Here is a 24101-nt window from a genome sequence, read left to right on the forward strand (position 1 = left end):
ATAGGACAGATTGTCCAATGTCGTTCCAGGTTGAAGCTGACTATCGGGCGCAGTTCGAACGCCAACCGTCGCGGCGCCTCCCGCTTGCCCGACGCTTTCCGATTGGACCCGCCTTGCGCCGTTTGCGTCTACTTTTGCTCGCGCCCGTCGTGGCCCTGCTGTCGGCCTGCAATCTGGTCGTGCTGAACCCTGCCGGCGACGTCGCCGCCCAGCAGGGCGATCTGCTGATGATCTCAACCCTGTTGATGCTGATCATCATCGTGCCGGTCATGGCGCTGATCGTGTTCTTCGCCTGGAAGTATCGGGCGTCGAACAAGGAGGCCGAGGCCGACTACCGTCCCGACTGGGACCACTCCACGTCGTTGGAGCTAGTCATCTGGGCCGCGCCGCTGATGATCATCATCTGCCTGGGCGCCCTGACCTGGGCCGGCACGCACCTGCTGGACCCCTATCGTCCGATCGACCGGATCAAGCCGGGTCAGGCCGTCGAGGAAAGCGTGGAGCCGTTGCAGGTCAATGTCGTCGCGCTCGACTGGAAGTGGATGTTCATCTACCCACAGTACGGCGTCGCCACGGTCAATGAGCTGGCCGCGCCGGTGGATCGCCCGATCCGTTTCCACATCACCTCATCCTCGGTGATGAACAGCTTCTACATTCCCGCCCTGGCCGGTCAAATCTACGCCATGCCTGGCATGGAGACGAAGCTGCACGCCGTCATCAACCGTCCGGGCGAATACGAAGGCTTCTCGGCCAACTATTCCGGCGACGGCTTCTCGCACATGCGCTTCGCGTTCCACGGTCTGGATCAGTCCGGGTTCGATCAATGGATCGCCGGCGTGCGCCAGGGCGGCCAGACGCTGGACCGCGACCGCTATCTGGAGCTGGAAAAGCCCAGCGAGAAGGTGCCGGTCATGCGCTTCTCCAACGTTGACGGCATGTTGTGGGACGCAATCCTCAACATGTGCGTCGAGCCGGGCAAGATGTGCATGGGCGAGATGATGGCCATCGACAAACAGGGTGGCCTGTCCATGGCGTCGGTGCGCAACACCATGCCGCTGGTCTATGACAAATACGCCGGTCGCGGAAAATCGCCCGCCTACTTCGGCTCCAACGACAGCTACGTCATGACGATCTGCACCCCGCTGCAGGCCGAGGCGGCCGCCGCCGACCGCATGCGCCGCGCCGAACTGGATACGGTCGCCGGACCGACCAGCCTGGAGCGCCTGACCGGGCAGGGGTTGTCGCCCGGTCAAACTCCGATGGCCTCGCTGACGACGCTGGCCCGCAATCCCTTCGCCACGGGGCCGGTTCCGACCGACGTCCGTTCCGCCCCCAACGCCTGAGCGAACACAGTCGATGAACGCTGATCAACTCATTCCGCTAATCTTCGGGCGCCTCACGCTTGAGGCTCTGCCGTTGCACGAGCCGATACTGGTCGTGACCATGTCGGTCGTGCTGCTGGGCGGTCTCGCCCTGTTCGGCGCCCTGACCTATTTCAAGCTATGGGGCTATCTCTGGAAGGAATGGTTCACCACGGTGGACCACAAGAAGATCGGGATCATGTACATGATCCTGGGTCTGATCATGTTCGTGCGCGGCTTCGCCGACGCCATCATGATGCGCCTGCAACAGGCGATGGCCTTCGGCGGGTCCGAAGGTTATCTGAACGCGCACCACTATGATCAGATCTTCACCGCCCACGGCGTGATCATGATCTTCTTCGTGGCCATGCCGCTGGTGACGGGCATCATGAACTATGTCGTGCCGCTGCAGATCGGCGCGCGCGATGTCTCCTTCCCCTTCCTGAACAACTTCAGCTTCTGGATGACCACGGCCGGCGCCATCATCGTCATGGCCTCGCTGTTTGTGGGCGAGTTCGCACGCACAGGCTGGCTAGCCTATCCGCCGCTGTCGGGTATCGGCTACAGCCCCGGCGTCGGGGTCGACTACTACATTTGGGCGTTGCAGATCGCGGGGGTCGGGACAACGCTGTCCGGCATCAACCTGATCGCGACGATCGTGAAGATGCGCGCGCCCGGCATGGGCATGATGAAGATGCCGGTCTTCACCTGGACCTCGCTGTGCACCAACGTGCTGATCGTGGCGTCCTTCCCGGTCCTGACCGCCGTCCTGGCCCTACTGACGCTGGACCGTTACGTCGGCACCAACTTCTTCACGAACGACTTCGGCGGCAACCCGATGATGTACGTGAACCTGATCTGGATCTGGGGGCACCCGGAAGTCTACATCCTGATCCTGCCGCTGTTCGGCGTCTTCTCGGAGATCGCCTCGACCTTTTCGGGCAAGAAGCTGTTCGGCTATACCTCCATGGTCTACGCCACGGTCGTCATCACGATCCTGTCCTACCTGGTCTGGCTGCACCACTTCTTCACCATGGGCTCGGGCGCCTCGGTGAACAGCTTCTTCGGCATCACGACGATGATCATCTCGATCCCGACGGGCGCGAAGATCTTCAACTGGCTGTTCACGATGTACCGCGGGCGCATCCGGTTCGAGCTGCCGATGATGTGGTTGGTCGCCTTCATGCTGACCTTCGTGATCGGCGGGATGACGGGTGTGCTGCTGGCGGTGCCGCCGGCCGACTTCGTGCTGCACAACTCGCTGTTCCTGATTGCCCACTTCCACAACGTCATCATCGGCGGCGTGCTGTTCGGCCTGTTCGCGGCGATCAACTTCTGGTGGCCCAAGGCGTTCGGCTTCAAGCTGGACAAGAAGTGGGGCCTGATCAGCTTCTGGTGCTGGGTGCCCGGCTTCTGGCTGGCCTTCCTGCCGCTGTATGTGCTGGGCCTGATGGGCGTGACGCGCCGGATGCGGGTGTTTGACGATCCCTCGCTGCAAATCTGGTTCGTCATCGCGGCCATCGGCGCCGGCGTCATCGCCCTAGGCATCGCGGCCATGTTCATCCAGTTCGCCGTGTCGATCATCAACCGCGACAAGCTGCGCGACACCACGGGGGACCCGTGGGGCGGCCGCACGCTGGAGTGGGCGACCTCGTCGCCGCCGCCGGCCTACAACTTCGCCGCCACGCCCTACGTCCATGACGCCGACGCCTGGTGGGACATGAAGAAGCAGGGCTATCAGCGTCCGCTGAGCGGGTACAAGGCGATCCACATGCCCTCGAACACCGGGGCGGGGATCATCATCTCGGGCCTGTGCCTGGTGATGGGGCTGGCCTTGATCTGGTACATCTGGTGGCTGGCCGCCATCAGTTTCATCGGGGTGTTGGCCGTCTCGATCGGCCATACCTTCAACTACAAGCGTGACTACTACATCCCCGAGGATGAGGTCCGCGCGACAGAAGAGGCGCGCACCCGCGCCCTGGCCGGAACGGAGGCCTGATCATGAGCGCGACTGCGACCGAGATCGACCGGACCGTCTTCCACCTGGAAGAGGAGCCGCATCACGAGGAAGGCTCCAGCACCATGCTGGGCTTCTGGCTCTATCTGATGAGCGACTGCCTCATCTTTGCGATGCTGTTCGCCGTGTTCGGCGTGCTGGGCGGCAACTACGCCGCCGGGCCGGGGCCCAAGGAGCTGTTCGATCTAGAGCTGGTGGCGGTCAACACCGCCATGCTGCTGTTCTCGTCGATCACCTATGGCTTCGCCATGCTGGCGATGGATCGGAACAACCAGCGTCAGACGCTCGTTTGGCTGGCGATCACCGGCCTGTTCGGCCTCGCGTTCTTGGGGATCGAACTCTACGAGTTCGCGCACCTGATCCATGAGGGCGCGACGCCCCAACGCAGCGCCTTCCTGTCGGCCTTCTTCACCCTGGTGGGAACCCACGGCCTGCACGTCACCTTCGGCATCATCTGGCTGGTGACGCTGATGGTTCAGGTCAGCATGAAGGGCCTGATCCCCGCCAACAAACGCCGCCTGATGTGCCTGTCGATGTTCTGGCACTTCCTGGACGTCATCTGGATCGGCGTCTTCACCTTCGTCTATCTGCTGGGCATGCTGCGATGAGCGCCGACATGAACGACCATTCGCCGGAGTCTCACGAGACCGACCACCTGGGTCACGAGGGGCACAATCACGGCTCCTTCAAGAGCTATATGATCGGCTTCGTGCTGTCGGTGATCCTGACGGCCATCCCGTTCGCCCTGGTCATGACCGGCGTTCTGCCGACCCAGGCGACGGCTCTGATCGTCATGGGCTTCGCCGTGGTGCAGATCGTGGTGCACATGATCTACTTCCTGCACATGAACTCCAAGTCCGAAGGCGGCTGGATCATGCTGGCTCTGATCTTCACCATCATCGTGGTGGTCATCGCCCTGTCGGGTTCGCTGTGGGTCATGTACCACCTGAACACCAATATGATGCCCATGACGCACGACATGGCGCAGATGGGCGGCTGAGGTCGAGATCAAGGACCCGTCCTCAGCCCCGGCCGGCGGCAAGGCCAGACGTTCGCGATCCTTCCGCATGGCGGTCGTGGTCGCGGGCCTGGCGCTGTTCGTCGGCCTTTTGGCGCTGGGCGGGTGGCAGGTTCAGCGCCTGGCCTGGAAGACCAATCTGATCGCCCAGGTCGATGCCCGCGTTCACGCGACCGCCATTCCAGCGCCTGGCCCGACCCAATGGGCCGGCGTGACGCGCGACAAGGATCAGTACCGCCGCGTCACGGTTCACGGTCGATTCCTGCACGACAAGGAAACCCTGGTTCAGGCGGTGACCGACGCCGGCGGCGGCTTCTGGATCATGACGCCGCTGGTTGACGACCGGGGCTTCACCGTCCTGATCAATCGCGGCTTTGTGCCCGCTGGCCGACGCGATCCGGCCGTTCGCGCCGATGGTCAGGTCGAGGGGCCACAGCGTGTGACGGGACTGCTCCGGATCACCGAGCCCAAGGGCGGCTTTCTGCGCGCCAATGATCCGGCCGGTGATCGCTGGCGGTCTCGCGACGTCGCGGCGATCGCGGCGCGGCGCGGCCTGTCGACCGTCGCGCCCTATTTCATTGATGCGAACGCCAGCCCGAACCCGGGCGGATGGCCGCGCGGAGGACTGACGGTGATCCGGTTCGCCAACAGCCATCTGGTCTATGCGCTGACCTGGTTCGGCATGGCGCTGCTGACCCTGGTCGGTCTGTGGCTGTTCCTGCGCGACGGCAGGCGCAACAGGTCGTGACGACGACAACGGTACAGAGGCTGCTGGGCCTGGGGCTCAGGGGCGGGGTCGCGACCCACGGCGGGGCCAACCGCCGCAATATGCTGCTGCTGATCCAACTGCGCTGGCTGGCGGTCGCGGGGCAGGTGGCGACGATCCTGCTGGTCCAATATGTGATGCGGATCCCGCTGCCGGTTCTGTGGTTGCTGGCGGCGCCGGCGGGTCTGGTGCTGGTCAATCTGGTCAGCGCGCCGTTGACCGTGCGCCGACAGGAGGTCGAGGATCAGGCGCTGATGATCGCCCTCTTGGCGGACGTGGCGGCCCTGACCTGGCTGCTGTTCCTGACCGGGGGCGCGGCCAATCCGTTTGTGGCGCTATATCTGCTGCAAGTCGTCTTGGGGGCGGTGCTGCTGGCGCCGGTCTATGCCTGGGCGCTGATCGCCATCACCAGCCTGTGTTTCGCCGGGCTGGGCCTGCATTCCCGCCCGCTGAACCTGCCGCCGGCGCGCGGGGATTCGCTGCTCAGCCTCTATCTACAGGGCAGTCTGATCTGTTTCGTTCTGATGGCTGTGCTGCTGGTGCTGTTCGTCACCCGGATCAGCCAGAACCTGCGCGAGCGCGACGCCTCCATGGCCGCCTTGCGCCAGCAGACGGCCGAGCATGATCATATCGTCCGCATGGGCCTGCTGGCGTCGGGCGCGGCCCATGAGCTGGGAACGCCACTGGCTTCGCTGTCGGTGATTCTCAGTGACTGGAAGCGGATGCCGGCCCTGACCCAGGACGCCGACCTGGCCCAGGACATGACGGTGATGCGGGCCGAGGTCGAACGCTGCAAGGCCATCGTCACCGGCATCCTGATGTCGGCCGGGGAGGCGAGGGGACAGGCGCCTGAGCGCACGACTCTGCGGGCCTTCGTCGCCGATGTGGTGGCCAGTTGGAGCGGCGATGGTGTGGCAGTGCAGATCCGCGACGAACTGGCTCAGAACCCGTCGATCATCGCCGACCCCGCCCTGCGTCAGGTGCTGGGCGTGCTGTTCGACAATGCGGTCGAGGCCGGAGCGAGCCGCATCACCGTGACCACGACGCGCACGGACGAGGATTTCGGCATTGCTGTCCGTGACGACGGACCAGGATTCCCGCCGGCGATCCTTCAGGCCTGGGGCAAGCCCTACAACTCCACCAAGCCCAGGCCCGGCGCCGGGCTTGGCCTGTTCCTGCTGATGAATGTGATCCGGTCATTAGGCGGTCGGGTCGAGGCTTCCAATCCGGCGGCGGGCGGCGCAGAAGTGCGTCTGACCCTGCCGCTTTCGGCGTTGGCGCCGACGGATGAGACCGCGCATGACCGATGACGCCAGATTGCTGCTGATCGTCGAGGACGACGAATCGTTTTCGACCACCCTGCGACGCTCGTTCGAACGACGCGGCTACACGGTCGTCACCGCCGCCAATCCCGACCAGATGGCCGAGGTGCTGAAGACGCATCGCCCCGGCTATGCGGTCGTCGATCTGAAGCTGGGCGGGCATTCCGGCCTGACCTGCGTCGAGGCTTTGCACGCCTTCGACCCCGAGATGAACATCGTTGTCCTGACCGGCTTCGCCAGCATCGCTACTGCGGTCGAGGCGATCAAGCTGGGCGCCCGGCACTATCTGGCCAAGCCCGCCAGCACCGATGACATCGAAGCCGCCTTCGGCCGGGCCGACGGCGACGCCGAGACGCCGCTGGGCACGCGCCCCACCTCGATCAAGACGTTGGAGTGGGAGCGGATCCACGAGACGCTGGTGGAGACCGACTTCAACATCTCGGAGGCGGCGCGGCGGTTGGGCATGCACCGCCGCACCCTGGCGCGAAAGCTGGAAAAGCGTCGCGTCACCTAGTCCAGTTCGGCCGCGATCCGGTCGGCCAGCGCCCGTAAGGTAGCCGTATCCGCCATCGGCGCATGGCCGTGACCCTTCATCTCACGATCGGTCCAGCGCGGCACGATGTGGAAATGCAGATGGAAGACCGTCTGTCCGCCCGCCTCGCCATTGAACTGCAGGATCGACAGGCCCTCGGGCTTCAGCGCTTTCTCGACTGCCTTGGCCGTGCGTTGCAGGGCGGCGATCACGCGGGCCAGCACCTCGGGCTCGATCTCCAGCAGATTACGCGCCTGGGACTGTTTGGCGATGATCAGGACGTGGCCTTCCGACTGGGGAAAGACGTCCATGAAGGCCAGGACGTGGTCGTCCTCCCACACTTTCACCGACGGAATGTCGCCGCGCAGGATCTTGGCGAAGATGTTGTTGGTGTCATAGGCGCCGTGCAGGCTCATGGGCGGTCTCCGTGCGGTTCGGACCTTCGATAGCAGCGCCGTTCGCGAAGGGGGAGCCTTCCTCAACGTCGTGCATTATGGTCACGCTTGAACGTAACGAGAGCCGTCATGATCCGTTTCATCATCCAGGCGCTGGTCACGATGGCGGGCCTGTGGCTGTCCGCCCAGATCGTGCCGGGCGTCGATTTCAACAGCACCGGATCGCTGATCGCGGCCGCCATCGTTCTGGGTCTGGTCAACGCCTTCGTGCGGCCGATTTTGGTGGTGCTGACCTTCCCGATCACCGTCGTGACGCTGGGTCTGTTCCTGCTGGTGGTGAACGCCGCCATGATCGGGCTGACCTCGGTCTTCCTGGACGGCTTCGTGGTCAACGGCCTTTGGGCCGGCATCGGAGCCGCCATCGTGACCGGCGTTGTCAGCTGGATCGCCGGCGCCTTCATCGACGGCGAAGAGGCGCGGCGCTAGGCGTCCGCCAAAAGGGCGCCCATGATGACGCTCTGAAGTGCGGCGATCTCGATGGGCTTTCTCAACACCCCATCGGCGCCGGCCGCCCTGTAGCGTGCAACGTCATCGTCGAACACATTGGCCGTCAACATGTGTATCGGGGTGCGACGGCCGCCGGATGCGGCTTCATCGGCGCGGATAGCGACCAAGGCTTCCACGCCGTCCATCACGGGCATCATCACATCCATCAGCACGAGGTCAAAGGTTTGATCCCGCACGGCGGCGACCGCCTCTCTTCCATTCTCGACAAGCGTCAATTGGACGCCAAATTGTTCCAGCAGTAGCGTCAGAAGCTTGCGATTGGCGGGATGATCCTCGGCGGCGAGGATCCGAGGCCGCCGATCAGGCAGGTTCAGCGCGGGTGCAGCGTGCGAGGAATCGATTGCAGGTGTCGCGCAGTCGGCGGTGAAACGGAACCAGAAGACAGCCCCCCCCGGCCGCGCGGACCGAACGCCAAGAGCCCCGCCCAGCGCTTCGACGCTGGCGCGACACAGGGCCAACCCCAGACCTGTTCCGCCTGCCGCACGTCCGGCGGCGAGTTGTTCGAAGGGCTCGAAAATGCGTTCGCGTTGATCCCCCGGCACGCCTGGTCCCTGGTCGTGGACCTCGAAATCCAGGTCGATGCGCCCATCTGAGGCGGGGAGTGCGCGGGCCAAAATGCGGATGGCGCCATGTGGCGTCAGCTTCAGGGCGTTGGACAGATAGTTGATCAGCACCTGTTCCACCCGGGCCTCGTCGGTCATGACGACAAAATGCTCGGGCGAGCCCTGCCGTTCGATCTCCAGCGTCAGGCCCAGTTCCTCCACGCGGGAGCGCCAGATACGGGCGATGGCGTCGAGCCGTCCGGCGAGATCGACCGGGGCGAGTTGGAGCTCGGCCTGTCCGGACTCAATCTTGGAGATGTCCAAAGCCCCGTTCAACAGCCGCAGCAACATGCCCCCTGCGTCCGCCATATCTGTGACGATGGTGGTTTCCGCCGCTGGACGTGGACGACCACGCAGCACCTCGGTCAGGCCCAGGATGACGTTCAGCGGGGTGCGGACCTCGTGGCTGATCATCGCAAGGAAGCGGGATTTGGCCTTGTTCGCGCGTTCGGCGGCGGAGCGGTTCACCTCGGCCTCGGCCAGGGCGGCCCGCAGCTCGCGCGAACGCTCCGACAATGCGCTCATCAGCTCAATGCTCTCGCGGTCGCTGCGCCATTGACGCCAGGCCGCCGCAATGACGCCGACGACGAACAGCGCCACTGCGCCTAGAAGGCGAGGATCCGAACCGACCTGGTACGAGGCGATCACCATCGCGGCGATGGATGGCGGCAGAACGGCAGCGACAAAGCTTGCGCGGCTTACGTGCACCTGATGGGCGCCGACCATCAGATTGCCGGCCAGGAGCAGGCGGAGATAGTCGAGGTGTTGAGGCTGAGCCTGCCAGGCGGCCAGAATGAACACGGCGTTATGGCTGGCAAGACAAAGGGTGACGATCTCGGCAGACCGGCGGAACCTACGCGCTGCGGCGGGTGCATCAGGCCGTGCCAGCGCTGTCTGAACGGCCTGCCACAAAGGAACATAGAGGCCGAACTGAAACAGGCCGAAAGCCGCTGCCCATCCCCATCCCATGACCCAGAACGTCAAGGCCACGATAGCGGCGATCGTCGCCAGCCGCACAGGGAACATGTCCCGGTAGCGACCAGCGTAGGCCGTTAGGTAATCCGTACTGTCAGCCAATGCCACCAAGCCCCGCGTCAAGCGTGGCCATACCGGGTGAAACTTAATGAGCTCTCAATCGGAGCTTGTCGTCAGCCCACCTTCACTCGCGTCGCGGCCTCGGGCAGGTCCTCGCCGAAGGCGCGCTGGTAGAACTCGGCGATGGTCGGGCGTTCCAGCTCGTCGCACTTGTTCAGGAAGGTCAGGCGGAAGCTGAGGCCCAGGTCGTCGTTGAAGATCTGGGCGTTCTGGGCCCAGGTGATGACCGTGCGGGGCGACATGACGGTCGAGATATCGCCGTTCATGAAGGCATTCCTGGTCATGTCGGCGACGCGGACCATGGCGGCGATCCGGCGGCGGCCCTCGGCGTCCTTCCACTCGGGCACCTTGGCGGCGACGATCTCGGCCTCTACGTCGTGATCGAGATAGTTGAGCGTGGTGACGATGTTCCAGCGGTCCAGCTGGGCCTGATTGATCTGCTGCGCGCCGTGATACAGGCCCGTGGTGTCGCCCAGGCCGATGGTGTTGGTCGTGGCGAACAGGCGGAAATAGCGGTTCGGGCGGATGACGCGGTTCTGGTCCAGCAGGGTCAGGCGACCCTGGGCCTCCAGCACGCGCTGGATCACGAACATCACGTCGGGCCGACCGGCGTCATATTCGTCGAAGACCAGGGCGATGGGGCGTTGCAGCGACCAGGGCAGGATGCCTTCGCGGAACTCGGTGATCTGCTTGCCGTCCTTCAGGACGATGGCGTCCTTGCCGATCAGGTCGATCCGGCTGACGTGGCTGTCCAGGTTCACGCGCACCAGCGGCCAGTTCAGGCGGGCGGCGACCTGTTCGATGTGGGTCGACTTGCCGGTGCCGTGATAGCCCTGGACCATGACGCGGCGGTCGAAGGCGAAGCCGGCGCAGATGGCGATCGTCGTCTGGGGATCGAAGCGATAGGCCTCGTCGATCTCGGGCACATGGCTGTCGCGCTCGTCGAAGGCGGGCACGGTCATGTCGCTGTCCACGCCGAAGGCTTCGCGCAGGGTCACGCGGCGATGCGGTTCGAGCGTCAGCAGGGGATCGGGGGAGGCGTCGAGCGGGGAGGTCATGCCTGTGCGATTAGCGCACGTTTCGGATCACTTAAACCCCGCTCGTCCCCGCGAAAGCGGGGATCCAGTTCTTTTGCTCGGCAGTGCGTCGGACGATGACCTGTTGAAGACGGCATTGATCGTCGCCCGAAGCACTGGGTCCCCGCTTTCGCGGGGATGAGCGGAGGTCTTTTACTTGGCTTCCAGCCGAACATCGACGTTATTGCGCGTGGCGTTGGAGTAGGGGCAGACCTGGTGCGCCTTCTCGATCAGGTCGTCGATGACGGCCTGGTCCAGGCCGTGGTCGGTCACGGTCAGGTCGACATCCAGGTTGAAGCCTTCACCCTTGGTGTTCTTGCCGAAGCCGACGCCAGCGGTGACCTTGGTGTCGGGGCTGACGGGCGTGCCGGCCTTGCCGCTGACCAGACGCAGGGCGCCGAGGTAGCAGGCGGCGTATCCGGTGGCGAAGAGCTGCTCGGGGTTGGTGCCGTCGCCGCCCTTGCCGCCCATCTCGGTTGGCGTCGACAGTTTGACGTCGATCTTGCCGTCATCGGTGGCCGAACGACCGTCTTCACGGCCTCCGCCCGACGCCGTCGATTGGGCGCGATACAGAACTTCCATGGCAGGCTCCTTGGGTTGGGATGCTTGAGATGGGAGCTTAACGGCGGACGGGAAGGGGCCGTTGCATCGCGGCTCTAGCCATCCACGGGCGACGCGGGCTAAAGCACCCTTTCGGGGCGCGTCGTCGGAGTACGCAGTGAAGATTGCCGAACGCTGGTTCGTGTGGGCGGGCATGGTTCTGCTGGGCGGCATCGCCCTGGCGGGGTTGGTCGTCGCCGTCTATGCGGCGTGGCTGTTCCACGACCTGCCCGATGCCTCGGAGCTGGCGGACTATCGCCCGCCGACCGCGACGCGCGTCTATGCCGGCGACGGCACCCTGATCGGCGAGTTTTCGGACGAGCGCCGAATCTATGTCTCCTACGACCAGATTCCCCAGCCGGTGATCCACGCCTTCCTGGCAGCCGAAGATCGCAACTTCTTCCAGCATGGCGGCATCGATGTGGGCGGCATCGGCCGCGCGTCGCTGAAGAACGTCTTCAATCTGGCGTCGGGACGCCGGCTGGAAGGCGGCTCGACCATCACCCAGCAGGTGGCCAAGAACGTCCTGCTGACCAACGAATCCAGCCTGAACCGCAAGCTGAAGGAAGCCATCCTGGCCAATCGCTTGGAGGCGACCCTGTCCAAGGAACAGATCCTCGAGCTGTATCTGAACGAGATTTTCCTGGGCTATCGCTCGTTCGGCATCGCTTCGGCGGCCTACAACTATTTCGGCAAGTCGCTGGCGCAGCTGACGCCCGACGAAGCCGCCTTCCTGGCGTCCCTGCCCAAGGGGCCGAACAACTATCACCCCAAGCGTCACCCCGGCGCGGCCAAGGGCCGTCGTGACTGGGTGCTGGGCGAGATGGAGCAGAGCGGCTGGCTGACGCCTGAACAACTGGTCGAGGCCCGCGCCAAGCCTCTGGTCACGCGCGATGCGCCGCAACGGTCGGATTACAAGGACGCCGACTTCTTCGTCGAGGAGGCGCGCCGCCAGGCCGCAGCCAATCCCCAGTTCGGCGAGCAGCTGCGCGCCGGCGGCTTCTATATGCGCACGACCCTGGACCCGACGCTGCAGACGGCGGCGCGCCGGGCCCTGATGCAGGGGCTTGAGAACTACGACCGTCGTCACGGCTGGCGCGGCGGGTGGGGCACGACCGATTTCGCCGACGGCTGGCAGGCGGTCGCGCTGAAGGAACAGGCGCCGCCCGAGCGCCGCAGCTGGCAGGCCGCCGCCATCGAAAGCGTCAGCGGCAACACGGTCCGCATCCGCACCGCCCGTGACGACAAGTCCGGCACGCTGCTGGCGTCGGACGCGGCCTGGGCCAACGCCAATCGTCAGCTGAAACGCGGCGAACTGATCTTCGTGGAGCCGCAGGGCGGCCAGTTCGGCCTGAAGCAGGTGCCGCGCGTCAACGGGGCGCTGGTCGCCATTGAGCCGCAGTCGGGCCGCGTGCTGGCGATGGTCGGCGGCTATTCCTATGCGCTGTCCAGCTTCAACCGGGCGACCCAGGCCAAGCGCCAGCCGGGTTCGGCGTTCAAACCATTCGTTTACGCCACGGCTCTTGAGGGCGACTTCACCCCGGCGTCGATCGTGCTGGATGCGCCGATCAGCTTCGCCGGAGGGCCGAACGGTCAGCGCTGGACGCCGGAGAACTACAGCCGCCAATACTATGGGCCGCAGACGCTGCGGCGCGGGCTGGAGCTGTCGCGCAACGTCATGACGGTGCGGCTGGCCCAGTCGGTCGGCATGAAGAAGATCGTGGAGCAGGCGGATCGGATGGGGCTGCCCGGCATGACGCCGAACCTGTCGGTCTCGCTGGGCGCCGGCGAGGTCACGCCTCTGGACATCACGGCCGCCTATTCCGCCTTCGCCAACGGTGGGCGGCGGGTGACGCCCTATCTGATCGACTATGTTCAGGACCGCGACGGCGAGACCATCTTCCGCGCCGACAATCGCAGTTGCCGCGAATGCGGACGAGGTTTCTCGGGCCAGGAGTCGCCGCGCCTGCAGCAGCGCGGAACGCAGGTCATCGACCCGATCACCGCCTATCAGATGAGCTCCATGCTGGAAGGTGTCGTTCAACGCGGCACAGCCGCCAGCGCGCGCGGCCTGGGCCCCTGGGTCGCCGGCAAGACCGGCACGACGAATGAATATCGCTCGGCCTGGTTCGTGGGCTTCACCACTGACATCGTCGTCGGCGTCTTCATCGGCTTTGACGACAACCGCTCTCTGGGATCCGGAGAAGCCGGCGCCTCGGCCGCCGTGCCGGTCTTCACGGAGTTCATGCAGACGGCGTTGAAGGAAAGACCGGCTCGCCCGTTCGTCCGGCCCAAGAACGCCATTTTCCGGACCGTCAACGGCATCGAGGAGGCCTTCCGCCCCGGCACCGAGCGCCAGGCGCCGCCGCCGCGGCCGACAGGCCCCGCGCGGCCCGTCGGACCGCAGAACTACTATGACGTGATCCGCCGCGAGCAGGAGGCCGCCACCGGCGCGCCCGCCTCGTCGCCCGCGCCCACTGCGCCGCCGCCGCCGAAGAAGGCGCCGGCCGAGGACTTGAGCGGATTGTACTGACGCTCTAGGTAGGCCTTTCGAACGGCGCGTCCTCGTGGCGCGCCGTTTTCCATTAATCCTGCCCTATAGCGCGGCCTGCCGGCCTTGCTACTTGAGGGCGTTGTGTCGCGGAGATTGCGATGAGACCGGATGTCGAGGCCATGAAGGCCGACATCGAGCAGAGCGTCGCTCTGCTCAGGAGGCGTCTTTGACTGGGATGTCGCTCTAAGAAAGCTCGATGAGCTGAATGCGCGGGTCGAGGATCCGACGCTGTGGGACAAGCCCGACGAGGCCCAGGCCGTCAGCCGCGAACGCTCGCAGCTGGAAGGCAAGATCAACACCGTCAAGGCGATGGAGCAGGACCTCGAAGACGGGGTGATGCTGGCCGAGATGGCGGACGAGGAAGGCGACGAGGGCGCGCTGGAAGACGCTCGCGCGTCGCTGCGCGGCATCAAGGAACGCGCCGCCCGCGCCGAGCTGGAAGCCCTGCTGTCCGGCGAGGCCGACGGCAATGACGCCTATCTGGAAGTGAATTCCGGCGCCGGCGGCACCGAATCGAACGACTGGGCCGGCATGCTGCTGCGCATGTATTCGCGCTGGGCCAAGGCGCACGGCTACGAGGTCACGATCGAAGCGCACGAAGAGGGAGAACAGGCGGGGGTCAAATCGGCCACCATCCTGATCGAAGGGCCCAACGCCTATGGCTGGCTGAAATCGGAATCGGGCGTGCACCGCCTGGTCCGCATCAGCCCTTATGATGCGGCGGCCAAGCGCCACACCAGCTTCGCCTCCATCGGGGTGTCGCCGGTCGTGGACGACGCGATCGAGATCGACATCAACCCCTCGGACGTGCGCACCGACACCTACCGCGCCTCAGGCGCGGGCGGTCAGCACATCAACAAGACCGACTCGGCCGTGCGCCTGACGCACACCCCAACCAACACCGTCGTGGCCTGCCAGGCCGGCCGGTCGCAGCACCAGAACCGCGAGATGGCGTGGAAGATGCTGCGCGCGCGCCTGTACGAGCTGGAACTGCAAAAGCGGGAGGCGGCGGCTCAGGCGCTGGCCGACGCCAAGACCGACATCGGGTGGGGCCACCAGATCCGCTCCTATGTCCTGCAGCCCTATCAGATGGTGAAGGACCTGCGGACCGAGGTTGAGACCTCGGACACCCAGGGGGTGCTGGACGGCGACCTGGACGCCTTCATGGGCGCGGCCCTGGCCCAGCGGGTCGGCGAGACCCGCGGATCGAGCGTGGACTAGAGCCAAGTTCCATCGTCATTCCGGGGCTGAGCGCAGCGAAGAACCCGGAAGCCAGGGGCGCCGTCGCGACGTCAATCGCATCGGGCGATGGAGATGATCCCCTGGGTTCCGGGTTCGTCCTTTGGACGCCCCGGAATGACGAATGCGCTCTGATCAGGCGGCGCTCTTGTCCGCCTTATCAGCTCTATCAGCCTTCGGCGCGGGGGCTTCCAGCATGGCGGCGCCGGGGGTGTCGCGCTTGGCCTGGTTGCAGCGGCCCTGGAACCAGGCGCCCTGGTCGATGGCGAGTTGCTCTTGCGTGATGTCGCCCTCGACGCGGGCGGTGGCGTGCAGCTTGACCTGTTTGGCGACGATGGCGCCCGAGACGCGACCGCGCACGTCAAGGACGTCGGCATGGACCGTGCCCTCGACCGAGCCGCCTTCGCCGATCACGACGCGCGAGACGCGGACGTCGCCCTTCAGCGAGCCGTCGACCTGAAGCTCGCCGGCGCCGGAGATGTTGCCTTCGTATTTCACGCCGGCCGACAGGGTCGACAGATTGCTGGACCGGGCTGCCGGACGGGCCGGTTCAGGCGCGCGCGGCGCAGGCGTTGTGACCGGCAGGGACGGCGTGCTCGCAGCCGTCGGCGTGGGCGTGGTCGGTTCGGGCGCCGGGGGGATGCCCAGGCCGTTCGATCCGCTGTCGTAGGATTTGCTCTTGGTGAACATGGTGCGCTCCGCATCTGCCAGCCAAGGCCGGCCAAGCCCCTATTTGCCCCGACGCCCACTAGGCCGTGGAGGAGGGGCCAAGGTCAAGCATCGCTTCCGAACGGCGCTCGCTGATCACAGGGCCCTGGCGGCCTCCAGCACGGCGGCGGCGTGGTCGGCGACCTTCACATTGCGCCAGGCCTTGGCGACGCGGCCCTCGGCGTCGATCAGGAAGGTGGCCCGCTCGATGCCCATATATTCGCGGCCATAGAGCTTTTTCTGCACCCAGACACCCCAGGCCTCGCAGGCGGCGCCGTCCTCGTCGGAGGCCAGGGTGACGGCGAGGTCGTATTTGGCCTTGAACCTGTCGTGCTTCTTCACCGTGTCCTTCGACACACCGATGACACGCACGCCCAGAGCGGCGAAGTCGGGAGCCAGGGCGGTGAAGTCCTGGGCCTCGCGCGTGCAGCCGGTCGTGTCGTCCTTGGGGTAGAAATAGACGACGGCGGGCTTGCCTGTCAGGGCGGCGAGGGTGACGCGGCCGCCGCCGTCCGTGGGCAGGTCGAGGGCGGGCGCGGGCTGACCTTCATTGATCATTGGGTGTCTCACTCATTCCGCTCATCCCCGCGAAGGCGGGGACCCAGTCCTTGGCGTCCTTCAGGCCGCCAAGGCGAAAGTCATCATACAGATCGAGCCAGTTCGGATTTTCCTTTTCGATCATTTGAAGCTTCCAGTCTCGATTCCATTTCTTGATCTGCCTTTCCCGGCGGAATGCGGCCTCACGCGTTTCGTGAACCTCGAACCAAACCAGCAGATCAACGTCATACTTGGCGGTAAAGCCGGCGAACGTCTTGTTCTTGTGTTGGGCCACACGCTGGATCAGGTCATCGGTAGAGCCTGTGTAGAGCGTTCCGTTCCGGCGGCTTGCGACGATGTAGGTGAAGAACGCCATGCTTTGACATCGTCTGGGTCCCCGCTTTCGCGGGGATGAGCGGAAGTAGGAAATCTGGCGGGATTGAGAAGGTTAGACGGGCCTCACCAGAACGATCTTTTTCTTGCCGGCTGCCAGTTTGATGACGCCGTCCTTGAGGTCGGCTTCGGTCAGCAGTTGAGCGCCGTCGGACACTGCGGCGTCGTTGAGGCGCAGGCCGCCGCCCTGGGCCAGGCGACGGGCCTCGCCGTTGGAGGCCGTCAGGCCGGCCTTCGTCACGACGGCGGCGATCATGGCCCCGTAAACCTCGGCCGACGGCAGTTCGACGGTCGGCAGGTCGGCGGACAACTGGCCCTTCTCGAAGTTGCTTTCGGCGGCGGCGCGCGCCTTTGCGGCCTCGTCCGCGCCATGCAGGAGCGTGGTCGCGGCGTCGGCGAGGGCCTTCTTGGCGTCGTTGATGGCCGCGCCTTCCAGGGCTTCGTATTCCGCGATCTGTTCCAGGCTCAGGTCCGTGAACAGGCGCATGAAGCGGCCGACGTCGGCGTCCTCGGCGTTACGCCAGAACTGCCAGTAGTCGTAGGGGCGGAGTTGTTCGGCGTTCAGCCAGATGGCGCCCTGAGCGGTCTTGCCCATCTTGCCGCCGGATGCCGTGGTCAGCAGTGGCGTGGTCAGGCCGAAGGCGGCCTTCTGATCCACGCGGCGCACCAGATCCACGCCCGAAGTGATGTTGCCCCACTGGTCCGAGCCGCCCATTTGCAGGGTGACCTTGTGGCTGCGGTTGAGCTCCAGGAAGTCCACCGACTGCATCAGCATGTAGTTGAACTCAAGGAAGGTCATGGGCTGCTCACGCTCCAGACGCAGCTTGACCGAGTCGAAGGCCAGCATCCGGTTGACGGTAAAGTGTGTGCCGAAATCCCTCAGGAACTGGATGTAACCGTAGCCGGACAGCCAGTCGTCATTGTTGACCATGACCGCATCGGTCGGTCCGTCGCCGAACGTCAGGAACTTGGCGAAGACCGTCTTGATGGTGTCGATGTTGGACTGGATCGTCTCTTCGGTCAGTTGCGGACGCGACGTATCCTTGCCGGTGGGGTCGCCGACCTTGGTCGTGCCGCCACCCATCAGGACGATGGGCTTGCCGCCCGCTTGCTGAAGCCGGCGCAACATCATGATCTGGATCAGGCTGCCGACGTGCAGTGACGGCGCAGTGGCGTCGAAGCCGATATAGCCCGGCACCACGCCCGCAGCGGCCGCCTCGTCCAATTCGACGGGGTGGGTGATCTGATGGATGTAGCCGCGCGCCTGAAGCGTGCGCAGGAAATCGGATTTGAAGGCGTGTTCGGTCATGGTGAGGCTGGGTTAGCAGGGATGATGAGGGTCGTCTTCCCCTAGTCGAGGCGGCGTCGGCTGTTCAGACGGCGCGGATAAAAAACACCGTCTAAAGTGTCTAATTCGTCTAATCTCGGTCGGCGCGAAATTGCACTGCAACGCGAAAACACATGCAAAATGCAAGAGGGTGCAATTTCAGGCGGAGCGGCTTTGGGCATGGCGCGCCCATCTTAGCGCCGTTTCGAGGCGCGATCAGTGGAAGGGCGCTGTTTGGCGCTAGGGAGTTGTAAAGCCAGTCGACATCCCGAGAAAATGCGATGGCTGGCGACCGCTACTTCGGCGATTTCACCTTCAAGGAACCAGCCGGTTGAGGACTAGCGCGACCAGAGCGATGCCCACTGTCCACGCCAGAAACACAGAGGACGGTTCGGAAGAAGAACCGCTGACGGCCAAAACGAGAACGAGCGGTCCAATCAGGAGGTGGAAGCGATCCTTCAGCATCTGACGCTTTTCAGGGAAGGTCATCTGCGGACCGTGGGGGAGCGCTTTGGCATAATGCGATGTTTTCACGGGGTCCGACGCCCGCAAGGGTTGATGAGGCGTTGGAGAGGAAGTCGGAAGCCGGCTCTTGATCTAGTGCGTGGGCTTGCGAAGCAGCTTTCGCTCGACCAGCCACCAGGTAGCGTTCGCCAAAGACGCCCCGATGGCGCCGGAAAGCGCCAACGTCAGCATGTGCGGCAAAGGCGGGGGCGCTGCCTCGGTCAAGAGCAACAGCGCGAAGATGTAGACGAATGTCAGCGCAAAAAGGACGAGGAACTTCATCTCCAGATTGTAGATGCGCGGCCTCGGTCGATGCAATCGACGAGTTGACCGGCCTGCGATACGAAGGCCCTATGCGTCTGCCCCTGATCCCGCACCCGACATCCAACTCTGCGGGACTGACGCTGGAGGTCGAGGCGCGGCGAGCCGGGCGGGTGCTGAGCCTGGAGTATGTGCTGGCCGGACCAGTGGAGGGGGTGTGGCGGCCGGAGGCGACGGCGCGGGTGCGGACGGACGGGCTGTGGCGGGCGACCTGTTTCGAGGCCTTCGTGCGGACGGCGGGCGGCTATGTCGAATACAATCTGTCGCCGTCGGGGGCGTGGGCGGCCTATCGGTTCGACGGCTATCGCGAGGGGATGCGGGAGCTGGAGATGCCTGCGCCCTTCATCGTGACGCGGTCGGCGCCCGGACAATTCGTGCTGACGGCAGACGTGACCTTGCCGGAAGATGCGGCCGGGGCGGCGGGGTTGGCGGCGGTGATCCGGGGCGTGGACGGGGCGATCGGCTATTGGGCGATGGTGCATCCTTCGGATAAGCCGGACTTTCATCATCCCGACTCGTTCGCGCTGGACCTGACATGAACTTCGGCCTCGACCGCCTTTTGTCCGACGACGCCCTGAGGGCGCAGCTGAAGGGGCGGCGCGTGGCCTTGCTGGCGCATCCGGCGTCGGTGACAAAGGATCTGACCCATGCGGTGGACGCGCTGGCCGCCTGTCCCGAAATCAGGCTGACCGCCGCCTTTGGCCCGCAGCACGGGATGAAAGGCGATCTGCAGGACAATATGATGGAGAGCCCGGATTATCGCGATCCGGTGCACGGCTTCCCCGTCTTCAGCCTGTACGGCGAGGTGCGGCGCCCGCGTGACGAATGGATGGCCGAGTTCGACGTGCTGCTGGTCGATCTGCAGGACCTGGGCTGCCGCATCTACACCTATGTGACGACGCTTCTGTACGTGCTGGAGGCGGCGGCAAAACACGGCAAGTCGGTCTGGGTGCTGGACCGGCCCAATCCGGCGGGGCGCCCGGTCGAGGGGATGACGCTGAAGCCCGGCTGGGAAAGCTTCGTCGGGGCCGGGCCGATGCCAATGCGGCACGGCATGACGATGGGCGAACTGGGCCTGTGGTTCATCGACCAGTTCAAGCTGGATGTGGATTACCGGGTGGTGGAGATGCAGGGCTGGGCGCCCGAGGCGGCGCCCGGCTTCGGCTGGCCGCTGCTGGACCGGTCGTGGGTCAACCCCAGCCCGAATGCGCCGAACCTGTCGATGGCGCGCGCCTATGCGGGCACGGTGATGTTGGAAGGGGCGACCCTATCGGAAGGGCGAGGAACCACCCGACCGCTGGAGCTGTTCGGGGCGCCGGACATCGATGCCCGGGCGGTGATCGTGGAAATGCAGGCCTTGGCCCCGGAATGGCTTGGCGGCTGCATCTTGCGCGACATGTGGTTCGAGCCGACCTTCCACAAGCACGTCGGAAAGCTGTGCAGCGGGGTGCAGATTCATGTCGATCACCCCGGCTACGATCACGCCGCTTTCAAGCCGTGGCGGGTGCAGGCCCTGGGGTTCAAGGCGATCCGACGGCTGTATCCCGACTACGACCTGTGGCGGGATTTCCCGTATGAGTATGCGTTCGGGAAGCTGCCCATCGACGTGATCAACGGCGGACCGGGGCTGCGGGAATGGGTGGACGACGCGGCGGCGAGGCCAGGCGATCTGGATGCGGCGACGCAGCCTGACGAAGCGGCGTGGGAAGAGGTGCGAAGGCCGTTCCTGCTCTACTGACCTTCGCCTAAAGTTCGCCATCAAGGCGCGATCATCTCTCGGTCTGATTGCGGAGGGGTGCTTTGATTGGATTGATTTTTGCTGTTGCGCTGCTGACGTCTCAGGCGCCGTTCGAACCGAGCGCCGAAGTCAGAGCCTTGGTTGCGCCGGTGGCCGAGGCGATCGCAGCCGAAAAGGCGCGTCAGGCCGCCCTACCGCCGACGACCTCTGACCGCGAGCGGCTCGAACGCATGGGCGCGCTGGACCAGGTCGGCAGGCGCGCGGTTATGGTGCTGGATTTCAGCTTCCTGCCAGCCGACGAGCGACAATCCGCTGAGACCTTGGCGTGGGCGGACATCAATGCGGTGGACGAGGTCTTGCTGGACGAGCTTTTGACCATGGTTCCGGCGGAAGGATGGTTCAAAAAGTCAGTCTATGGCGAGCGTGCAGCCGGCGCCGCCTTCCTGATCATTCAGCATTCCGATCTGGAAAACTGGCGACGGTTCGTTCCTGTGCTGGAGCCGCTGGTTGCGCAGGGCGAGGTCGATGGTCAGCGCTACGGCCTGATGTACGACCGGCTGGCGATCAACGAAGGCCGCCCGCAGCGTTACGGCACGCAGATGACCTGCAAGGAGGGGCGCTGGGTGGTCGACACGCTGGAGGATCCTGAGCGCGTCGAGCAATGGCGCCGTGAGATGAAGTTTCCATGGACGCTGGCGGAATATGAGGCGCGCTTCAGGGACTATCCGCCTTGCACCCAACAATAGGAGGCATAACCAAAATCTATTGCGCATCTGCAAATAAGTGATTGGGCTTATTTGGTGCGGTGCGGTAGGGAGGGGGCCTCCCAACCACCTTGCATTGGATTTGCGCATGGCCCTCATCAACACGACCATCAAACCCTTTACGGCCGAAGCCTATAAGGGCGGCAAATTCCTGACGGTCACGGACGCCGACGTCGCGGGCAAGTGGGCGATCTTCTTCTTCTATCCGGCCGACTTCACCTTCGTGTGCCCGACCGAACTGGAAGACCTGGCCGACCACTACGCCGAGTTCCAGAAGCTGGGCGTCGAGATCTATTCGGTGTCGACCGACACCCACTTCTCGCACAAGGCCTGGCACGACTCGTCGCCGGCGATCGGCAAGATCGAATACACGATGCTGGGCGATCCGTCGGGCTTGGTGACCAACAACTTCGACGCCATGCGTCCGGGCGTGGGCCTGGCCGACCGCGCGACCTTCCTGGTCGATCCGGACGGCGTGATCCAGTTCACCGAGACGACGTCGGAAGGCATCGGCCGCAACGCCGCCGAACTGCTGCGCAAGGTCAAGGCCGCCCAGTATGTGCGTTCGCACCCGGGTGAAGTCTGCCCGGCCAAGTGGGAAGAAGGCGAAGCCACCCTGGCCCCGTCGCTCGACCTCGTCGGCAAGATCTAAGACTGACCACGCCTATCGGGTCCGGCCTTCGGGTCGGACCCACCCGGCCGCCTCCCAAATGCGGGAGGCGCACCTTGTCGCGCAGGCCTCGCCGGGATCGGCTCGAAGGCGGCGCGTCACCCTGAAATTCGAGGAGCATCCGATGCTAGACGCCAATCTGAAATCCCAGCTCGAAGCCTACCTCAAGAACATCGTCCATCCCGTCGAACTGGTCGCCTCGCTGGGCGCGGGGCCCAAGTCGATCGAGTTGAAGACCCTGCTGGAGGAGATCGTCTCGGTCTCGCACGGCAAGGTCGAGATGGGCCGCGACTATGACGACGAGCGCCAGCCCAGCTTCCTGATCCGTCGCAAGGGCACGGACATCGGCGTGCGGTTTGCGGGCATTCCGCTGGGCCACGAGTTCACCTCGCTGGTGCTGGCGCTGCTGCACGTTGGCGGCCATCCGTCCAAGGCGGCGCAGGAGGTGATCCAGCAGGTCAGGGGCCTGGACGGCGACTATGTGTTCGAGACCTATTTCTCGCTGTCGTGTCAGAATTGCCCGGACGTGGTGCAGGCGCTGAACCTGATGAGCGTGATCAATCCGCGCATCAAACACGTCGCCATCGAGGGCGGCCTGTTCAAGGACGAGGTCGAGGAACGCAAGATCATGGCCGTGCCGACGGTCTTCCTGAACGGCGAACTGTTCGGTCAGGGCCGGATGGAGCTGGAGCAGATCGTCGCCAAGCTGGATTCCGGCGCCGAAGCCCGCGCGGCCGAGCGGCTGAAGTCCAAGGATCCGTTCGAGGTTCTGGTGGTCGGCGGCGGGCCGGCCGGGGCGGCGGCCGCCATCTATACGGCGCGCAAGGGCATTCGCACGGGCGTCGTCGCCGAGCGCTTCGGCGGACAGGTGCTGGACACGATGGCGATCGAGAACTTCGTCTCGGTCCCCTACACCGAAGGACCCAAGCTGGCGGCCCATCTGGAGCAGCACGTCCGCGAGTATGAAGTGGACCTGATGAATCTGCAGAAGGCGGCCAAGCTGATCCCGGCCAAGGTTCCGGGCGGCCTGCACGAGGTGGTGCTGGAGAACGGCGCATCGCTGAAATCGCGCACAGTCATCCTGTCGACCGGCGCCCGCTGGCGCCAGATGAACGTGCCGGGCGAGGACCAGTACAAGAACAAGGGCGTGGCCTATTGCCCGCACTGCGACGGGCCGCTGTTCAAGGGCAAGCGGGTGGCGGTGATCGGCGGCGGCAACTCGGGCGTCGAGGCGGCGATCGACCTGGCGGGCATCGTGGCGCATGTGACCCTGATCGAGTACGATAGCGAGTTGCGGGCCGATGCGGTGCTGCAGCGCAAGCTGGTGACCCTGCCGAACGTGCGGATCGTGACCTCGGCCCTGACGACCCAGGTGCACGGCGACGGCGAGAAGGTGACGGGCCTGTCCTACAAGGACCGCAACTCCGACGCCCATCACGACGTCGATCTGGAAGGCATCTTCGTGCAGATCGGTCTGGTCCCGAACACCGAATGGCTGCACGGCGCGGTGGGCCTTACCCCGCGCGGTGAGATCGAGGTGGATCACCGCGGCGAGACCTCGCAGCCGGGCATCTTTGCGGCGGGCGACGCGACGACCGTGCCCTACAAGCAGATCGTCATCGCCATGGGCGAGGGGTCCAAGGCGGGGCTGTCGGCATTCGACTACATGATCCGTACCGAACCGGCGAAAGAGGCGGTGGCCGAACCGGCGTGATCTAATCGGGCCGTGCGATCCGCTTTCGCACGGCCTTCACGATCTCGATCAGAATCGCCCAGATCAGGGTGACGAGGAAGTAGATCCAGCGGGCGGCGAGATACAGGCCCATCGGCGCCGCCCACAGCACAGCCCAGACATTGTAGGGCAGGGATGAGTGAGTAAGCTTGCCCACGACCAGCGCGAGCGCCCACATCGGTAACGACAGCAGCAGATAGTTGACCAAGGTGATCCTGGGCCGCAACCACGCCCAGACTGTCGGGGGGGGGGGCGCTTCCGCC

The 24101-nt window shown here is 64.9% G+C and carries 26 protein-coding genes; 15 read left to right on the forward strand and 11 right to left on the reverse strand.

Going from position 1 to position 24101, the window contains the following annotated elements:
• Window positions 1–113: 113 nt before the first annotated feature.
• The 7 genes from cyoA (at window position 114) to JX001_RS09395 (ending at window position 6998) form a co-directional block, all read left to right on the forward strand.
• Window positions 114–1343 carry a ubiquinol oxidase subunit II gene (cyoA, locus tag JX001_RS09365; RefSeq protein ID WP_241004598.1) on the forward strand — a complete coding sequence of 410 codons (1230 nt, stop codon included), beginning with the start codon at window positions 114–116 and terminating at the stop codon, window positions 1341–1343.
• 13 nt (window positions 1344–1356) lie between these two features.
• Window positions 1357–3360, forward strand: coding sequence for a cytochrome o ubiquinol oxidase subunit I (cyoB, locus tag JX001_RS09370; RefSeq protein WP_205680858.1), 2004 nt, complete (start codon window positions 1357–1359; stop codon window positions 3358–3360).
• Window positions 3361–3362: 2 nt separating this feature from the next.
• Complete coding sequence (gene cyoC / locus JX001_RS09375) at window positions 3363–3986, forward strand: cytochrome o ubiquinol oxidase subunit III (protein WP_205680859.1); 624 nt, start codon at window positions 3363–3365, stop codon at window positions 3984–3986.
• Window positions 3983–4378: a cytochrome o ubiquinol oxidase subunit IV gene (cyoD, locus tag JX001_RS09380; RefSeq protein ID WP_082465001.1), complete on the forward strand. Its 396-nt coding sequence runs from the start codon at window positions 3983–3985 to the stop codon at window positions 4376–4378. Before cyoC ends, cyoD begins: the two co-directional genes overlap by 4 nt.
• 67 nt (window positions 4379–4445) lie before the next feature.
• Window positions 4446–5144 (forward strand): SURF1 family protein, encoded by a 699-nt coding sequence (locus JX001_RS09385; protein WP_205680860.1) that lies wholly within the window; start codon window positions 4446–4448, stop codon window positions 5142–5144.
• Window positions 5141–6472: an ATP-binding protein gene (locus tag JX001_RS09390; protein ID WP_241004599.1), complete on the forward strand. Its 1332-nt coding sequence runs from the start codon at window positions 5141–5143 to the stop codon at window positions 6470–6472. Before JX001_RS09385 ends, JX001_RS09390 begins: the two co-directional genes overlap by 4 nt.
• Complete coding sequence (locus JX001_RS09395; protein WP_205680861.1) at window positions 6462–6998, forward strand: response regulator transcription factor; 537 nt, start codon at window positions 6462–6464, stop codon at window positions 6996–6998. The genes JX001_RS09390 and JX001_RS09395 overlap by 11 nt, the downstream gene beginning before the upstream one ends.
• Here JX001_RS09395 and JX001_RS09400 read toward each other — a convergent pair.
• Complete coding sequence (locus JX001_RS09400) at window positions 6995–7432, reverse strand: HIT family protein (protein ID WP_205680862.1); 438 nt, start codon at window positions 7430–7432, stop codon at window positions 6995–6997. The genes JX001_RS09395 and JX001_RS09400 overlap by 4 nt on opposite strands.
• A 108-nt stretch (window positions 7433–7540) precedes the next feature.
• Here JX001_RS09400 and JX001_RS09405 point away from each other — a divergent pair, with 108 nt between their 5' ends.
• Entirely contained in the window at window positions 7541–7897 is a 357-nt protein-coding gene (locus tag JX001_RS09405; protein ID WP_205680863.1) for a phage holin family protein, read from the forward strand.
• On the opposite strand, the gene JX001_RS09410 is transcribed toward JX001_RS09405, so the two are convergent.
• The 3 genes from JX001_RS09410 to JX001_RS09420 all read right to left on the reverse strand — a co-directional run bounded on the left by JX001_RS09410 (window position 7894) and on the right by JX001_RS09420 (window position 11333).
• The gene (locus tag JX001_RS09410; RefSeq protein ID WP_241004600.1) at window positions 7894–9606 is read right to left on the reverse strand and encodes a response regulator; all 1713 of its coding nucleotides are present in this window, start codon (window positions 9604–9606) and stop codon (window positions 7894–7896) included. The two genes, JX001_RS09405 and JX001_RS09410, sit on opposite strands and share 4 nt — an antisense overlap.
• A gap of 122 nt (window positions 9607–9728) precedes the next feature.
• Complete coding sequence (gene cobS, locus JX001_RS09415; protein ID WP_055753459.1) at window positions 9729–10733, reverse strand: cobaltochelatase subunit CobS; 1005 nt, start codon at window positions 10731–10733, stop codon at window positions 9729–9731.
• Between the two features lie 171 nt (window positions 10734–10904).
• Window positions 10905–11333: an organic hydroperoxide resistance protein gene (locus JX001_RS09420; RefSeq protein WP_205680865.1), complete on the reverse strand. Its 429-nt coding sequence runs from the start codon at window positions 11331–11333 to the stop codon at window positions 10905–10907.
• A gap of 136 nt (window positions 11334–11469) precedes the next feature.
• Here JX001_RS09420 and JX001_RS09425 point away from each other — a divergent pair, with 136 nt between their 5' ends.
• Window positions 11470–13884, forward strand: coding sequence for a penicillin-binding protein 1A (locus JX001_RS09425; protein ID WP_205680866.1), 2415 nt, complete (start codon window positions 11470–11472; stop codon window positions 13882–13884).
• A 119-nt stretch (window positions 13885–14003) separates the two neighbouring features.
• Window positions 14004–15126, forward strand: a protein-coding gene (gene prfB / locus JX001_RS09430) for a peptide chain release factor 2 (protein WP_099052186.1) whose coding sequence is annotated in 2 segments (ribosomal slippage) — window positions 14004–14072 and window positions 14074–15126 — 1122 coding nt in all. Because the reading frame shifts where the segments join, the coding sequence is not laid out codon by codon here.
• A 153-nt stretch (window positions 15127–15279) separates the two neighbouring features.
• Here the strand turns inward: prfB and JX001_RS09435 are convergent.
• From JX001_RS09435 to JX001_RS09460, 6 genes are all read right to left on the reverse strand, one after another.
• The gene (locus JX001_RS09435) at window positions 15280–15834 is read right to left on the reverse strand and encodes a bactofilin family protein (protein ID WP_205680867.1); all 555 of its coding nucleotides are present in this window, start codon (window positions 15832–15834) and stop codon (window positions 15280–15282) included.
• Between the two features lie 114 nt (window positions 15835–15948).
• Window positions 15949–16410 (reverse strand): peroxiredoxin, encoded by a 462-nt coding sequence (locus tag JX001_RS09440; RefSeq protein ID WP_205680868.1) that lies wholly within the window; start codon window positions 16408–16410, stop codon window positions 15949–15951.
• Entirely contained in the window at window positions 16400–16765 is a 366-nt protein-coding gene (locus JX001_RS09445; protein WP_205680869.1) for a GIY-YIG nuclease family protein, read from the reverse strand. Before JX001_RS09445 ends, JX001_RS09440 begins: the two co-directional genes overlap by 11 nt.
• A gap of 72 nt (window positions 16766–16837) precedes the next feature.
• Complete coding sequence (tyrS, locus tag JX001_RS09450) at window positions 16838–18091, reverse strand: tyrosine--tRNA ligase (protein WP_205680870.1); 1254 nt, start codon at window positions 18089–18091, stop codon at window positions 16838–16840.
• 333 nt (window positions 18092–18424) lie between these two features.
• The gene (locus tag JX001_RS09455) at window positions 18425–18598 is read right to left on the reverse strand and encodes a hypothetical protein (protein ID WP_205680871.1); all 174 of its coding nucleotides are present in this window, start codon (window positions 18596–18598) and stop codon (window positions 18425–18427) included.
• Window positions 18599–18706: 108 nt separating this feature from the next.
• Window positions 18707–18895 (reverse strand): hypothetical protein, encoded by a 189-nt coding sequence (locus tag JX001_RS09460; RefSeq protein WP_205680872.1) that lies wholly within the window; start codon window positions 18893–18895, stop codon window positions 18707–18709.
• A gap of 71 nt (window positions 18896–18966) precedes the next feature.
• On the opposite strand from JX001_RS09460, the gene JX001_RS09465 reads away from it, so the two are divergent.
• From JX001_RS09465 to ahpF, 5 genes are all read left to right on the forward strand, one after another.
• The gene (locus JX001_RS09465) at window positions 18967–19473 is read left to right on the forward strand and encodes a DOMON-like domain-containing protein (protein WP_205680873.1); all 507 of its coding nucleotides are present in this window, start codon (window positions 18967–18969) and stop codon (window positions 19471–19473) included.
• Window positions 19470–20672, forward strand: coding sequence for an exo-beta-N-acetylmuramidase NamZ family protein (locus JX001_RS09470; RefSeq protein WP_205680874.1), 1203 nt, complete (start codon window positions 19470–19472; stop codon window positions 20670–20672). The genes JX001_RS09465 and JX001_RS09470 overlap by 4 nt, the downstream gene beginning before the upstream one ends.
• 62 nt (window positions 20673–20734) lie before the next feature.
• On the forward strand, window positions 20735–21418 hold the full coding sequence (locus JX001_RS09475) for a DUF6624 domain-containing protein (RefSeq protein ID WP_241004601.1): 684 nt from the start codon (window positions 20735–20737) through the stop codon (window positions 21416–21418).
• A gap of 106 nt (window positions 21419–21524) precedes the next feature.
• Complete coding sequence (gene ahpC, locus JX001_RS09480; protein WP_017504020.1) at window positions 21525–22088, forward strand: alkyl hydroperoxide reductase subunit C; 564 nt, start codon at window positions 21525–21527, stop codon at window positions 22086–22088.
• Window positions 22089–22230: 142 nt separating this feature from the next.
• On the forward strand, window positions 22231–23820 hold the full coding sequence (gene ahpF, locus JX001_RS09485) for an alkyl hydroperoxide reductase subunit F (RefSeq protein WP_205680875.1): 1590 nt from the start codon (window positions 22231–22233) through the stop codon (window positions 23818–23820).
• Between the two features lies 1 nt (window position 23821).
• Here the strand turns inward: ahpF and JX001_RS09490 are convergent, their stop codons facing one another.
• Entirely contained in the window at window positions 23822–24046 is a 225-nt protein-coding gene (locus tag JX001_RS09490; RefSeq protein WP_205680876.1) for a hypothetical protein, read from the reverse strand.
• Window positions 24047–24101 lie beyond the last annotated feature (55 nt).

It is taken from the genome of Brevundimonas fontaquae, assembly GCF_017086445.1.
GTDB classification, from domain to species: domain Bacteria; phylum Pseudomonadota; class Alphaproteobacteria; order Caulobacterales; family Caulobacteraceae; genus Brevundimonas; species Brevundimonas fontaquae.

Coding starts and splice junctions, on each gene's coding strand:
- JX001_RS09395 (WP_205680861.1), top strand. CDS start 6,462: ATGACCGATGACGCCAGATTGCTGCTGATCGTCGAGGACGACGAATCG.
- JX001_RS09420 (WP_205680865.1), bottom strand. CDS start 11,333: ATGGAAGTTCTGTATCGCGCCCAATCGACGGCGTCGGGCGGAGGCCGT.
- JX001_RS09465 (WP_205680873.1), top strand. CDS start 18,967: ATGCGTCTGCCCCTGATCCCGCACCCGACATCCAACTCTGCGGGACTG.
- cyoB (WP_205680858.1), top strand. CDS start 1,357: ATGAACGCTGATCAACTCATTCCGCTAATCTTCGGGCGCCTCACGCTT.
- JX001_RS09405 (WP_205680863.1), top strand. CDS start 7,541: ATGATCCGTTTCATCATCCAGGCGCTGGTCACGATGGCGGGCCTGTGG.
- JX001_RS09445 (WP_205680869.1), bottom strand. CDS start 16,765: ATGGCGTTCTTCACCTACATCGTCGCAAGCCGCCGGAACGGAACGCTC.
- cyoD (WP_082465001.1), top strand. CDS start 3,983: ATGAGCGCCGACATGAACGACCATTCGCCGGAGTCTCACGAGACCGAC.
- ahpC (WP_017504020.1), top strand. CDS start 21,525: ATGGCCCTCATCAACACGACCATCAAACCCTTTACGGCCGAAGCCTAT.
- JX001_RS09455 (WP_205680871.1), bottom strand. CDS start 18,598: ATGACCTTCCCTGAAAAGCGTCAGATGCTGAAGGATCGCTTCCACCTC.
- cyoC (WP_205680859.1), top strand. CDS start 3,363: ATGAGCGCGACTGCGACCGAGATCGACCGGACCGTCTTCCACCTGGAA.
- JX001_RS09400 (WP_205680862.1), bottom strand. CDS start 7,432: ATGAGCCTGCACGGCGCCTATGACACCAACAACATCTTCGCCAAGATC.
- ahpF (WP_205680875.1), top strand. CDS start 22,231: ATGCTAGACGCCAATCTGAAATCCCAGCTCGAAGCCTACCTCAAGAAC.
- JX001_RS09470 (WP_205680874.1), top strand. CDS start 19,470: ATGAACTTCGGCCTCGACCGCCTTTTGTCCGACGACGCCCTGAGGGCG.
- JX001_RS09410 (WP_241004600.1), bottom strand. CDS start 9,606: ATGTTCCCTGTGCGGCTGGCGACGATCGCCGCTATCGTGGCCTTGACG.
- JX001_RS09460 (WP_205680872.1), bottom strand. CDS start 18,895: ATGAAGTTCCTCGTCCTTTTTGCGCTGACATTCGTCTACATCTTCGCG.
- JX001_RS09435 (WP_205680867.1), bottom strand. CDS start 15,834: ATGTTCACCAAGAGCAAATCCTACGACAGCGGATCGAACGGCCTGGGC.
- tyrS (WP_205680870.1), bottom strand. CDS start 18,091: ATGACCGAACACGCCTTCAAATCCGATTTCCTGCGCACGCTTCAGGCG.
- JX001_RS09385 (WP_205680860.1), top strand. CDS start 4,446: ATGGCGGTCGTGGTCGCGGGCCTGGCGCTGTTCGTCGGCCTTTTGGCG.
- cobS (WP_055753459.1), bottom strand. CDS start 10,733: ATGACCTCCCCGCTCGACGCCTCCCCCGATCCCCTGCTGACGCTCGAA.
- JX001_RS09440 (WP_205680868.1), bottom strand. CDS start 16,410: ATGATCAATGAAGGTCAGCCCGCGCCCGCCCTCGACCTGCCCACGGAC.